The sequence below is a fragment of the Cohnella mopanensis genome, from assembly GCF_022352055.1.
Lineage (GTDB): Bacteria > Bacillota > Bacilli > Paenibacillales > Paenibacillaceae > Cohnella > Cohnella mopanensis.
On sequence record NZ_JAKRWM010000008.1, the window covers coordinates 270,611 to 283,726 of the forward strand.

Sequence of the window (13,116 nt, forward strand, 5' to 3'; positions counted from 1 at the left end):
ATCAGCTCATCTTTACTATTTAATGTTACTGAATCCCCTATGTTTAATTGATTCCAGTTCCCTTTAGATATTTCTATATACATATGTCCATCATTACTTGATATCTCTAGAACGTACTTATCGCTCTTAATATCTTTATTTAATACAACATAAGTATATTCAATTATTTGAGTTTGGTTATTTTTGCATCCACCGCTTAGTAAGAGTGTAACGATAATAATAGATATGATTAGCCACCGCACTTGGATCTACATCTCCTCAGGTTTTCTTCTCAACTCTGCAATGTTCTTTGTTAAACCTTCAATCTCTTCTTTATCATTCTAATCTGACCTCTATGATTGATTTCATCTTCAAAAACATGAAACCACATAAAATAATGATTAGCTTGTTTTTTATACCAGAACTCTTCTTCTTTATACAACCAGTCATCATCAACGGTTTTAAATAATTCATATGTTCGATTTCTAATTTCATTTAATTTATCTACATAATAAGTCAGATCATTTCCCTTAATCTTTTCCCGTCCTTCTTCGCCGAGATTCAAAGCAGCCCCCCAGATCGACATCTCTTCCTCATTCAATTCTCTTTTTTCAAAAGTCTCCAGTTGATACGCGTATTCTACCGCTGCGAAATGTAACAACAATGCACCTATTGAATTGCTTTCAGAATCTAATAAAAAATCTAATTGATCTACAGTTAAATTTTTTGTGGATTCTAATGTTGTAAATCTTGCATAATTCATCATCGACAGCAAACGACTAATTTGAGGCGAATAACCAGGTATATCGGTAATAAGATAGATATTATTCATGTTTATCATGTTTTTCCTCCGTGAATACGCAAATGGAATAATTTATTCGTTTTATAACTGAATCAAGTAACTTAATATTGAATTATATCAATTCCAGCAGGAGTTCTCATGTCAAAAATAAAATCAAATACGCTATTCCTTATGGTCTTATTTATATTGCTAATTGTTGGCTGGTTTCTTTGGATGTCAAAAAATGCTGCTTTAGATACCCTAATCGATATAAAATCAAAAGATTCCATTATTAATGCTATTGAGATGACTCAATGGGAAGTTGAACGTACACAAATGAATATACCAAAAAGCATGCCTTTTTATGCTGCTAGACTAGACTTACACCAAGACCTGATTGTTCAAAAAGTTCTTTATCTGTTGAATTCTGATTCTACCATTCCACCGGTTAAATTAATCCAGTTCTCATTACATCGTGGAATGTCTATGGACATCCATGCTACTTTTGAGTTTTCAGGAGCTCTTGGGATTAAAAGAAAAATCAATATAAATGCCAACCAACAATGGATCGCCTTCAAAAATGAAACTGGAACAGAAATATACAATAAAACTAAAAAGAAATCTTAAGGACTATCATTCATACTATTGATTCTTTCAAGAATTCCATCTTTATATGTATAGTCATAGATTGGTTCATTCTCAGAACGCACATTTGATAGGCTAATTACTATTGGGTTCATATCTTTTTTGAGTTTAGCAAAATCCCCTTGAATTTTTTGTATTGTATCAAAAACTGATGAGCTTAACTTCAATTCGCCATTGATTGTTTTTATTACTGATAGATCTGGCCACGATAAATGTAATCCTTCAAATTCGATAATAAACTCATCATTCCCATCACCATCTAAGTCAATAAAACTTGGCTCACCCCATAAATCAAAAGACATAACTTTTTTATTGATCTCATCATAGATAAAATAAGTTTTTAGGCCCGGGCCATTGAGTGACACATCGATACTTCCAATTAATTCAAACCGATTTTGATTAGAGAAATATTTTTGAAACACACATACCTCACGGCAACTATATTGATCATTTTCAACTAATGAAGCCGATAAATTCGGGATTAGTATCTGATTGTCTTTGAATTTTAAAATACCATTTTTTTGATGTGAATTAGCTGATTCATCGACTTCATAAATATCTAATACTGCTTTGCTATTTTCTATACGTCCAAATGGAATCGATTTAATATGCTTCCATTCAGGTAGAGGTTTACCCCTTAGGACTTCATCCAATTGCAACGGACTAAAGTTTAAATTAATTCGGTAAGGCATAATAGGCAATTTAACTTCTTCACTATTATTAGAATCAATATTTTTTGATTCTTCAGTTTCAATCATAGAGTTTGAAGGTGAACTTGAACCATTTGAAGTATTATTGCTGTTGCAACCAATCAAAAATATAAGTACTGAAAGTACAGAAATACTAATTAACTTCATACCCTCACCGCCGGGATTTTTCATTATACTATCAATTGTTTATCCAGTATCTCTTTATGATGTTCCCATTCTCTTCAATAAAATTACTATCTGGAATTCCTCTATTATTAATAATGGTTTTTTCAGAAGCTACATTGGTTTCATCACATACAACAAGTACTTTATTTATTCCTAATCTCTTTGCTTGTTCAAGAGATAATTTCAAAAGTTTTGTTGCATATCCTTTCCTTCTCTCGGAGGGTCTTATACCATAGCCTATATGTCCTCCTCTGTTCATTAAAAATTCCGTCAATTCATGCCTAATATTCACTGCTCCTAGTACCCTATTCTCTTCAGAAACTAACCAAAAAGTCGAATCGGGTACCCATCCATCTCGTAGGTTTATTCCATTCTCATTATCGAGAAGCCATTTAACCATTCCCTCAAAATCTTCAGGATCTTTACTTATGACCCAGGGAACCATATCTTCTCCACTTTCTTTCCATTCAAAATAAAAATCTAAATACTCATTTTTTAAGTCCTTTGTTGGTTTTAATAAACGTATTTGATGTATCATTTATTCCTCCGAAAGAATTTGACTTAAATGCGCTAAGTTATTACTCATAACAATCTTGTATTCACGACCTAGAGAACCTTAAGCCCCAACGGGGTGAGCGTGACGCGGTTAGGTTCGCAGAGTTGTCCGCCTGATTCCGCTCCCTCGGAATACAAACAACATCATAAATATTAAATTACCGATCCCCGCTAGTTTAGAGCAGTGCTTAAACTATTCCAAGAAAGATAAACACATATTACGGCTGCAACAAAGAAGAGAGCAGAAACTTTGATATTCCTCCGCATTTTTATCCCGAATATACAAAAGAAAATAGCTGTAGCTAATTTAGCTATTGAATGATAATACCCGGTTGAAAAGTTTGAACTGCTAAATATTATTGAAGTAAGTAAAGTTACTGAAATAAACACTTTAAACCACAATGGTTCTCTCATGAATTGTCTATACATAAATTTGATCCATTGCATAACTAAATACTACCTCCCGTTATCTAGAAATATTGCCTGCCGAACCGAGGGCTGAATGGCCCTCAGCATGAATACTGTGTTAGGCGATTCCCACATTATTGATAATTATAATCGATTCTAATTTCTATAATTTTCATATTCTTAACATTAAAATCAAGACTATAATCCTGATTGTTAATTTTTAGTTCATATACAATTACATTAGGATCATCCGTTACATTGCCTCTATTAATTATCCCAGGATAATACAAAAGCATTTTATCTTTACTATCTCCAATTTTTATTCCTCTATAGGTTTTATATTTATTAGATTTAAAAATAGCTGTTACTAATGACCCACCAAAAAATTCTAAGTGCAAGTCTTCATAATCAATATTCTTATAATAGATTCCGGCATAGGTATCTGCACCCTCTCCAAGGATTCCATCGTCAATGTATTTAGCCTTACCAAGTATATTTATTAAGTCAAGATGTTCCTCTAACTCACCAACTTGAATAGCTTCATCCTCAATGCGAAAAGAAAAATCCTTATACACAGCCAAATTTTTCTGAGAAACGGTATAGGGCAGGCTGAACGCAAATACTAAAAGAAGTTTAACTAAATACATGTTTAATTACCTCTTATAATTTCAATTATTGGGTTTTACCTAAAAGTGTTCCTCATTACGCTTTTCTCTAAACGAATTCAAATTGGTTGCTAATCACAGCCTTATAATGTAAATACGACGATTCTAATTTAATTCCATATAAGTGTATTGATTTCCTTTCTCTTCCTAATCAATTTTTGTCAATGAAAAACAAAAAAAAGTCGCTTTATAGGCGACATAAAAAAAGTATTTATGCTTCATTATCTTTTGCGTTTTCTATTAAACCGATATAACCAGGAAAATAACAAGAATATTATTCCTATATTTAACAACTGAATGATTACAGTAGACCAACTAAAGGACATTCCTGTTACCTCCCTTTATGATATTTATGCACTTCAGGTATGTCGTATAACGTTCTTGTATTCACGAGTCCCACCGACTAAAGGCGACAAAGTCGCCGGCTGCTCGAGTTATCTCACAAATTCTTTACTTTTTCTTCAATATCCCTTCCAATAAAATTTGAATTAATGGGTGTAATGCCTAATTCTCTCGCCCAAACTGATATCTGGCCAATGTGATGAATTTCATGAGCAATTAAATGTCTTATGATTTCTCCCTTCATAAAGGTTTCTGTCATCCAAGATGGTTTAACAATTTCATTTTCATTTTCAACTGTCCATTGAATCAAATATTCTTTTAGTTCATTCCTAGACTGGTTCGACAACTCAATAATAGATTGAAGCTTAGTGAAATCATCAAAATTAATAGTAATATCAGGTTTATTATTTATTGCCCTGAACCAACTATATTCAACATCAATGATATGTAATAATGTCCGTAAAATTGTTTCTACTCCGGCATTTTGCTCCTTTACAAACTCTTCAAAACTCAAACCACTAAGAGCCTTAAACCATTCATCTCTTACTTCCCAGTTATATAGGATGAGACTTTTCATGATCTTCCCCCTTTACATCCCGAATCCACTTCTAACTCCGGCCGGACCGCCTTATTAATCTTCTAAACTAGGAATATCCATTTCCTCCATTGCTTTATTTGAATCGTAATCAATGAATATATCTACTATATTTCCTGTTCTCTTTTCATATGTAAATCTGATTTCTTTATTTTTGACTAAAAGGCTAATATCATTTGTTGTTTCGGTCGCAGTCTCTGAAACTAGATTATTTCCATATGTAAGTTTGATTTTTTCCAACGAGTCTCCAACGATTATTCCTCGTTTTGTTGGTACATTCTTTAATTCGATCGATACAATACGCCCTGATTTATTTGTGGCATTGTATAGGTAATCAAAAATGAAATCTGTTTGCTCTTTATTCGGATAGGAAACTTGATACCAAGCATAATCAATACCATTAACTTCACCGGCTACCCTTGTAAATATACTCTCGTTGTCCTCCTCAATTGAAAGATGTAAATTAGATGTTAGTTCTTCAAGTGAAATTTGATCATTTAATATTATTCCATTGTAATTGACATCAAGATCATCATCTGAAATATCTGCAATTCCCAGACCGCTTGCCTGGCTTGACCTATTACATCCAGACAACATTAAGCATGCTAAAATAAATATCCAAAGTATTTGAAGCCTGCTTTTACTAGTCATATACGAGTCTCCCTTATGCACTAATGATTACTTATTATTATTTGAGATAACCTATAACCTTACCTTTTACTAAAGATTTTGAAAGAGGACCGAAGTTCAGACTCCCCACGCTCCGAAATGAATTATCTCCTAAAACAAAAATATATCCGGTAGGGATAGCGATTTCTTTCACTTCAGTTTCAAAATAATCTCTATAGCTTTTTCGGCATTCTTCTTCACATCCTGGGTATTCTATCTTCGAGTATTGATTCTTATCCAAACCATAAGCAAGTAACTTTCCGTAAAAAGTCTTCAGTCTACTTCCATTAATATAAATTTGACTGTTTCTAATTGAAATCTTTTCACCCTCTAATGCAATTACTCTTATGATGTCTTCTTTCTGCTGAAACTCATCTACTATTGCTTCAGTAGGGATATCAATTAAGCTAATATCTCCTCTTTTGATTTCATGATCATCATAGTAATTTGGATTTACTACAACTTTGATACCCGAAAATTCAAGGCTTTGTCTGGCCATACCATCATCCCTATGATCAATAACAATATCCGGACTCTCTAAATCTACATATTCAATTTTTTCTAAAGTATATGGATCGGTTATTACATTTTCTTTCGCACAGCCACCTAATATAAATGTAAGACAAACAGCTCCTATTAAATTTCTGATTTTCATAACACCTCAGTGTTTAAAGTGATATAAGAGATTTCCATTTAAACCCTTTCAGCAATTTCCGATATCATTCTTGTATTCACGACGCCCCACCGACTTAAGGCGACGGAGTCACCGGATGCGCTGCGCATCCGAATTCACTTCTATTTCTAACTTTATCTTCTAATCCAGATATTTTTAAAGAGGTTGGATATTGTAATATCCACTTCTCCGGTTTCATTTAATGATACTTCTTTTGCTTCATATGCCGTTGACGGAAATATATAAAATGAAAAATCATCCCCATCTTTGTAGTTCAAACCACTTATTCCAGATGTAGAACTGGAGTATTTCTTGGATTTATATTCAGCCGTCATTTTTGCTGACATCTCTGTAGTAAATGAATGGTCCCCTAAAGTTATATGATGTATTCCAGAAATCAGTGTCGCACCTGACAATGAATATTGACCGCTTGATCTAAAACCAATGCTATAGCCGCCCGAGTTTATATTGCGTGAATTGCTAACCCAAGCGATATAAATCTTATGATTTCCATCATCGTATAACACTTTACCAATATTACTTTTTAGATCTGCTAGATCAATCGAAATTGTATAACTTTCTTGAATTATACTGCCATCTTTATCGCTATAATCCCTTGTGTTATTAGCTATATATGATATCCCTTCACTCCATAAACCCAGCAATCCGATTCTCCAAGTTATTGTTATAACAACCCCGAGAATGACTATAAAAAACACAATCATATTTCTTATTTTAATGTTCATCATCTAGGCTCCTACAAGAGATCTTTACATGTATTGCGTTAATTTCCTATAACGTTCGTGTGTTCATGACGTCAATCTCCCTTAAATATTCCCATCCTAGGGAGATTGATGGTATCATTCCCACGAGATGTATTCCTCTAATAAAAACTCCCCTTCTATTTCAAGGATTGCCTTTGGTTTACTATCATCATAATAACTAATATCTATTGTTGTGCCACTCCATTGAAGGGAGAAGATCCCATTACCTCTGTACTCTAATTTTATTAAGTTTTCGTCTACAGCTTGATGTTCAAAATAATACAATCTAGCATCTAGAGCCCTATTATTTTCGTTATATCCTTGCAAGAGTTCAAACAATTTAGTCCCAAATTCTTCAAGTACTAACTTATCAAGATAAATTGTAACTTCAGCACTAGGGTTTATTTCGAATATAGCAGTATCTTCAACCGACATAATGGCTTGAGGATCTGTTTCAGTCTCAAACCACATCATTATTGTTTCGTCATCTTTACGAACAACATAAGCTTTTGATTCTAATAGTTTATATTTTTCAGTTCCATTGAAACGCTTAAGAGTCATGGTACCCATAATTTATTCTCCTATTTTTGCAATAATTTCCGATAACGCTCTGGTATTCACGACGCCCCACCACCTTAAGATCACGAAGTGACCGACCGCGATGCGGTTAGGTGGTGCGGATGTGTCCGGTTGATTACGCTTCCCTGTATCTGAAACTACTACAATTGAATCCACTTCAATTCCGGTCCGGGCCCGAGGGGTGAATGCCCCAAAGCATTAATATGGTGTTAGGCGAAGATATTGCCTTCTTGAATTACCCTCAATCATGTATTTGAGCTCTCAATAAATAAATGCTTTTCTTCGTTTTAAATACATAATCTTTTGAATAGCATGCATAATATCCGTCTAGACTTACAAGTAACTCAAACACTTCATACTCTTGTTGATTTAGTAATTCCTCTATCAAATTGATGAGCCCTTCAATCCTCTGATCTCTTGTAAAAACTATCATTTTAATTTGTTCTTTATATTTCTCTGGTTGTCTACTATATTCACTTAAATAAAAAAAATCTTTAATTTCAGATTTTACTTGTACTTTCCAATTAATAATCTCAATAAGTTTGAAATAGTTCACGTTTTTAGCTGTTGGAAGCCAAGACTTTGCCTCTTGATCATAAAATGCTCTTAAATCAGATTGAAATGAATCATTTATTGGCACCTCAAAAAACTCAAAGTATGCCGACAAACAACCATCAGAATATTCACAGTTGTCGTCTTCAATAATTTTTTGAATCTTTCCGATTATCTCCATCTGAGTCCCCTAACTTAATCTTACATTTTCAATACTTTCGCCTATCCTTCTCAGTATTCACGACGTCCCATCACCTTAAGGCGACAAAGTCGCCGGCAGCGATGCGGTTAGGTGGTGCGGATGTGTCCGGCTGATTCTACTTCCCTGTTACCGAATATACAACATCGATTCTACTTCTTATTTCGGTCCGGATCGAGAGGCGAACGCTCCGAAGCGTGAATATAGTGTTATACGGCGTATACCACTTCATCGAATTATCATTAGAATAGTTCTTTAATCTCCATCAATCCATTTAAGTAATTTCTATTCCTTTCATAGTTATTTTTAATTTCTAAAACTATTGAATTTTCTCTAATGAATTCCATGATCCCTGAGGGTTTAGATAATATTATTTCTATTCTTTTGACTTCTATCTCATAAAACTCTGAAATTTGCTCTTCTGAAAAAGCCTCTAATTCTTTAGTAATGGATTTCAATTTACTCTCAAATAGTTTTAATAATTCTGCTTTGTTATAAAGATCCATTCCAACTAAAATCCTAAGGGCAGCCAGATCGAGCTCATCTTCATTATCTAGCTTATTACTTAGGTTTATTAATTCAGATTCTAATTCTTTTACTATTCCCTTTGGCCAAGTACAAACCAATTGTGTTAAGACCCAATAAATCCATATTGTATCGTTAGTCTTTAGAACGGCCTTTACGTGTGGGATAGATTGTTTAGATAGTGGTTTTAGTATTTCTACTACTTGCTCTGCATTAGGCCAGTTCATATCTTGAATACCTTCAAGCAGCTCCGGTATATATATTTCCAGATTATTTGATTTCAGAATGTGTTTAAGTCGATCATCATTAATCATTACTTGTTAATTCTCCTTTGAACTTCGGTGTATGTAGTAAAACTTTCTAGTGTGCACGACGTCGATCTACCTTAGATAGCTCCTATCTCTTAGGGAGATCGATGTGTCCGGTTGATTATGCTTCCTGCTCCTGCCAATTGCCTCATCGAAATACATCAGTCTCCTACCGAACCGAGGGCCGAATGCCCCGATACGTGAATATGGTGTTATCGGAAGTCTCCATATTCGTTAGTGTTCACTCTAAACATTCAATTTCTTTGTTTACAATTATTTACTACAAACTATAGAATGATTTTATTAATAATTCAATCCAAAGGAGGAATACTGGCATGAACCTGGATGAGAGTATTCAAGATCAAATATTAATTAATGAGCTCGGTAAAATCGGAGAAGTTTCTGGTGCCATAGCTGGAATGCTTACTGGTAGTTCCTTGAATATTATCAGTCAATCAATAAGCGGGAAATTAGGAGCAAGATGGGGGGCAAAGCTACTTAAGTCAATAGGATATAATGATAAACTGCTGTATCATCAAGATGTTCAATCAGCGATGGAAAACGTTGCGAAAATACTGGCGAGAAACGGAAAACTTATTGATACTTCTGAACTATTAACCACTCCACATTTAACAGCAGTTATTGGAAGTGGGGCAGGGAATATGAATCCCACCATAGTCTGTGTAGAATTCATTCCAATAAGTCCAAATTCCACATCCATTAATATCTATGGTACTGCTAAAGAAGGATTAATAAAACAAAGATCAGCTGAAAAAGCAGTGAAAAAGATAATTGATTTATTGCAATAATAAGTTTATTTATCTGTTTTGGAGATTTCCGATAACATTCTTGTGTTCAGGACGTCCCACCTACTTCAGGCGTCGAAGTCGCTGGCTGCGCTTGCGCAGTTAGTCGGTGCGGATGTGTCCGGCTGATTTCGCTTCCTTGCTGCTGCCAATGACTTCTCGGAATTATCATCTATCTCCTGCGACCGAGGGCCATATGGCCCGATGCGTGAACATGGTGTTATGTGAAGTCAGTGACTTCTCGGGCTACTTTCAAACTCTTTGATATTCGTCTAACCATTCTTCTATCTTTTGTTTAATAATATAACGGTCTTTAGTTGAAATATTTTTTATTACATTCCATTGCCCGTCGACAATTTCCAATGTATAATGCCCGTTAATATCTGAGTCAGGATACCAACCTAAATCGAACAATACATAATTATTTGTTTCTCTGCCTGGGATATACCATGTCCCTTTTTTAACATTTAACTTAACAACTTGTAGCAAATCCTCAGTGAAATATCCCCAGTTCTCAATAAACCAATCACTGTCTGATTCTAAAATTGGATCTATGTCATAAAATTTGTGGTAGGTTACAGCAAACCCTGCTGGCAATCTTAGTTGCATTAGCTCCATTGAGATCTCCTTAAAGCTTTAGATTTTCACTTATTTTATAACGTTCTTGTACGACGTCCATTCCCCTTAGATAGCTCCTATCTTAGAGGAATCTATGTATATGCCTGACTTAACTTCCTCGAGAACCCCCCCGGCAGACGACATACAAGCAAAATATGCTCTTTAAATACGCTCTATTTAAATGGTGTTATAAACCATTTCTTCAAGCAATACTTTAACTTTCAGTTTCTTTGAGCTTGCTAATATTTAATTCTTGTATGCTCTTTGATGATTTCTGCTAACATTCATATATTTACGACATCCATTTGCTTAAGGCGACGAAGTCGTTGTCTACTCTTGCGCAGTTAGCCAGTGTGGGTGTGTCCGACTATGGTCTTATAGACAACGCGCTTAACGATCTTAATAACTTTTTTCAACTGACTTGTTAGCTTTTATCCAAGTGGTCTACGGTTTACTTTCTCCATATGCTATTCTTTCTAAATAGAAAAATCATATAAGAAATCATTGCTATGAGTATTGCAACATTTATTGGAATTGTATTTAAGGATACAACAAATTTCAAAGAGTTATTAATTCGCACAATACTGTATAAAAGTGAAAAGGTAATTAATGAAACCAATAGATCACTAATTTTATCTTCTAAGCTAACAAAAACTGTGATAAGCGTAAATATAAAACCAACAATAAGTACTATATACATAAGCATTCCACCAACTCCAACCTATTGGAATAAGACTTCCCGAGGATTTCTGCTAACATTCTTGTATTCACGACGCCCTACCACCTTAAGTCCCGAAGGGACAGCCGCGATGCGGTTATGGAGCGGGTGTGTCCGGCTAACTCTGCAGCTGAAATGCCTCTACGAATCCACATCGGACTTCTGCCGGACCGAGGGCCGAATGGCCCGAAGCGTGAATGTGGTGTTATGTGATGCCGGACACTTCGAAGATCAACTTTCAAAGTGTATTCCAATGGTTTTTCCGAAATGATTGGCCTCTTCTACTTCATCAATGTATCCCTGTATATCAAGATAGCCTTCTTTCAAATTTAGCTTATTATTTCCTTGGTATTCTTCTATAGGAGTAAAAGCATTTAAGATAACTTCTTCATGTGGTTTGATATTAAGTTTGTTACCTTTGGCTTCTACTTTGAACTCATTTCCTTTTGATCCATTCTGGGTCTTAATCGTGTAACTAATAAATACAATGTTTTGTTTGATTGAATGTTTCGAGTTGTTTGTTAATTTAATCGTATACGCAATACCTTCAGGAAGTTCAGATCTATTAATAACTTTCAAGTCGATCTTATCCAGTTCTTGAGAAGTGATTGAGGTATTAGCATTGCATGCTGTAATGCTTAAAACAGTAATTAAAATAAAAATAAGCAAACTGATTGGTTCTCTAATATTCATTACGTATTCACTCACTTCTTTAAGCTGTTGTCTGGTTTCACATAACGTTCGTGTGTTCACAACGTCGATTACCCTTAGATAGCTCCTATCTTAAGCTGATCGATGTGTCCGGCTGATTCAACTTCCCTGCTAATGCCAACACTTCTTCGAACTCTTACCTAACCCCCTCCAAACCGAGGGCCGAATGGCCCAATACGTGAACATGGTGTTATGTGACGTTGCTTTTTTCTTCGAGTAAACTAGAAATATCTTTATGTCTATCTATGACTATTCTCTTAAAAAAGATTCTTTCAGACTCCTTAGTCTTTAATTTATGTAAAAATTCCTTGTTTAATAAAAGAGAGCGTATAGACTCATCGCTATCAATAACAAATTTATTCTTTTCATCATTATAAAAATGTTCAAACCACTCTTGCTCTTTAATCATTATTTTGATTATTCTATTTGGTTCATCTTTTGATGAGTCCTTAATAAATAGCGCTGCAAAGAATTCAATTATTAAATCAATTAGTAAAATAATATTCTCATCTACTTCCATTTAATTTTCATAGAATTAAGGCAATGTCACTTAACGTCTCTCGTATTCACGACACGACCCAGCCTTAGATAGCTCTTATCTTAGGCTGGGTCGTGTGTAGTCTGCTATATCTTCCATGATTATACATCTGAAAACCAAGGGGCGAAAGCCCCGCAGCGTGAATACGGAGTTAGATGATGTCGGGATCCTCTTGAGTTACCTTCAATTTTCTTATCATTGTTCTTATCACTGCTCTCAATTTTCATTCTGGTATTTCAATATGTTCCGACACTCTTGATTTCAGTATTTCAATAAGATCTTCATCCATAAACTTAAAGTCATCCGGAATGTCCAATACGATTATTTGTTTTGAATTTATCTTGTTTGAAAACTTATCTCTAAGTCTTCTTAGATGCTTCTTCTCCATTACAAATATCATATCCGACCATCCAATATGTCCTTCTGTCACTTTAATTCTAGCGCCCTCTTCAGTTCCAGCTGATCTAACTTCATATCCGTTTACTCCGTCAAAAATCTTCTCAGCTGTCAGGCTACGCCACTTGTTACGGCTACAAACGAAAAGTAATTTGATTTATTTCACCTGTCCTTTAATTGTTTTGATGCATTATCCCGATTTCATCTAAAGTTCA

17 protein-coding genes are annotated in these 13,116 nt (G+C 34.6%); 2 read left to right on the forward strand and 15 right to left on the reverse strand.

Annotated features, from left to right (window positions below; genetic code table 11):
- Nucleotides 1-292: 292 nt before the first annotated feature.
- Nucleotides 293-820, reverse strand: coding sequence for a DinB family protein (locus L3D05_RS14270; protein WP_439647950.1), 528 nt, complete (start codon nt 818-820; stop codon nt 293-295).
- A 99-nt stretch (nt 821-919) separates the two neighbouring features.
- Between L3D05_RS14270 and L3D05_RS14275 the strand changes: the two genes are divergently transcribed.
- Nucleotides 920-1,387 (forward strand): hypothetical protein, encoded by a 468-nt coding sequence (locus tag L3D05_RS14275; RefSeq protein WP_239616818.1) that lies wholly within the window; start codon nt 920-922, stop codon nt 1,385-1,387.
- Here the strand turns inward: L3D05_RS14275 and L3D05_RS14280 are convergent.
- The 10 genes from L3D05_RS14280 to L3D05_RS14325 all read right to left on the reverse strand — a co-directional run bounded on the left by L3D05_RS14280 (nt 1,384) and on the right by L3D05_RS14325 (nt 9,120).
- Nucleotides 1,384-2,262, reverse strand: a complete 879-nt coding sequence (locus L3D05_RS14280; protein ID WP_239616819.1) for a hypothetical protein — start codon at nt 2,260-2,262, stop codon at nt 1,384-1,386. The genes L3D05_RS14275 and L3D05_RS14280 overlap by 4 nt on opposite strands.
- A gap of 31 nt (nt 2,263-2,293) precedes the next feature.
- Entirely contained in the window at nt 2,294-2,818 is a 525-nt protein-coding gene (locus L3D05_RS14285) for a GNAT family N-acetyltransferase (protein ID WP_239616820.1), read from the reverse strand.
- 559 nt (nt 2,819-3,377) lie between these two features.
- The gene (locus L3D05_RS14290) at nt 3,378-3,890 is read right to left on the reverse strand and encodes a hypothetical protein (RefSeq protein ID WP_239616821.1); all 513 of its coding nucleotides are present in this window, start codon (nt 3,888-3,890) and stop codon (nt 3,378-3,380) included.
- A gap of 457 nt (nt 3,891-4,347) precedes the next feature.
- Nucleotides 4,348-4,827, reverse strand: a complete 480-nt coding sequence (locus L3D05_RS14295) for a DinB family protein (RefSeq protein WP_239616822.1) — start codon at nt 4,825-4,827, stop codon at nt 4,348-4,350.
- Between the two features lie 54 nt (nt 4,828-4,881).
- On the reverse strand, nt 4,882-5,496 hold the full coding sequence (locus L3D05_RS14300) for a hypothetical protein (RefSeq protein WP_239616823.1): 615 nt from the start codon (nt 5,494-5,496) through the stop codon (nt 4,882-4,884).
- A 37-nt stretch (nt 5,497-5,533) separates the two neighbouring features.
- Nucleotides 5,534-6,169: a signal peptidase I gene (gene lepB, locus L3D05_RS14305; protein ID WP_239616824.1), complete on the reverse strand. Its 636-nt coding sequence runs from the start codon at nt 6,167-6,169 to the stop codon at nt 5,534-5,536.
- A 152-nt stretch (nt 6,170-6,321) separates the two neighbouring features.
- The gene (locus tag L3D05_RS14310; RefSeq protein WP_239616826.1) at nt 6,322-6,933 is read right to left on the reverse strand and encodes a hypothetical protein; all 612 of its coding nucleotides are present in this window, start codon (nt 6,931-6,933) and stop codon (nt 6,322-6,324) included.
- 114 nt (nt 6,934-7,047) lie between these two features.
- Nucleotides 7,048-7,521 carry a hypothetical protein gene (locus tag L3D05_RS14315; protein ID WP_239616827.1) on the reverse strand — a complete coding sequence of 158 codons (474 nt, stop codon included), beginning with the start codon at nt 7,519-7,521 and terminating at the stop codon, nt 7,048-7,050.
- Between the two features lie 250 nt (nt 7,522-7,771).
- On the reverse strand, nt 7,772-8,263 hold the full coding sequence (locus L3D05_RS14320; RefSeq protein ID WP_239616829.1) for a hypothetical protein: 492 nt from the start codon (nt 8,261-8,263) through the stop codon (nt 7,772-7,774).
- A gap of 260 nt (nt 8,264-8,523) precedes the next feature.
- Nucleotides 8,524-9,120, reverse strand: coding sequence for a DUF5071 domain-containing protein (locus L3D05_RS14325; protein WP_239616830.1), 597 nt, complete (start codon nt 9,118-9,120; stop codon nt 8,524-8,526).
- A gap of 329 nt (nt 9,121-9,449) precedes the next feature.
- On the opposite strand from L3D05_RS14325, the gene L3D05_RS14330 reads away from it, so the two are divergent.
- Nucleotides 9,450-9,923, forward strand: a complete 474-nt coding sequence (locus tag L3D05_RS14330) for a hypothetical protein (protein WP_239616832.1) — start codon at nt 9,450-9,452, stop codon at nt 9,921-9,923.
- Between the two features lie 249 nt (nt 9,924-10,172).
- On the opposite strand, the gene L3D05_RS14335 is transcribed toward L3D05_RS14330, so the two are convergent.
- The 4 genes from L3D05_RS14335 to L3D05_RS26895 form a co-directional block, all read right to left on the reverse strand.
- The gene (locus L3D05_RS14335; RefSeq protein WP_239616833.1) at nt 10,173-10,538 is read right to left on the reverse strand and encodes a hypothetical protein; all 366 of its coding nucleotides are present in this window, start codon (nt 10,536-10,538) and stop codon (nt 10,173-10,175) included.
- 949 nt (nt 10,539-11,487) lie between these two features.
- Nucleotides 11,488-12,009 (reverse strand): hypothetical protein, encoded by a 522-nt coding sequence (locus L3D05_RS14340; protein WP_239616834.1) that lies wholly within the window; start codon nt 12,007-12,009, stop codon nt 11,488-11,490.
- A 148-nt stretch (nt 12,010-12,157) separates the two neighbouring features.
- Nucleotides 12,158-12,487, reverse strand: coding sequence for a hypothetical protein (locus tag L3D05_RS14345; RefSeq protein ID WP_239616836.1), 330 nt, complete (start codon nt 12,485-12,487; stop codon nt 12,158-12,160).
- A gap of 241 nt (nt 12,488-12,728) precedes the next feature.
- The gene (locus L3D05_RS26895) at nt 12,729-13,058 is read right to left on the reverse strand and encodes a low molecular weight protein tyrosine phosphatase family protein (RefSeq protein WP_239616901.1); all 330 of its coding nucleotides are present in this window, start codon (nt 13,056-13,058) and stop codon (nt 12,729-12,731) included.
- Nucleotides 13,059-13,116 lie beyond the last annotated feature (58 nt).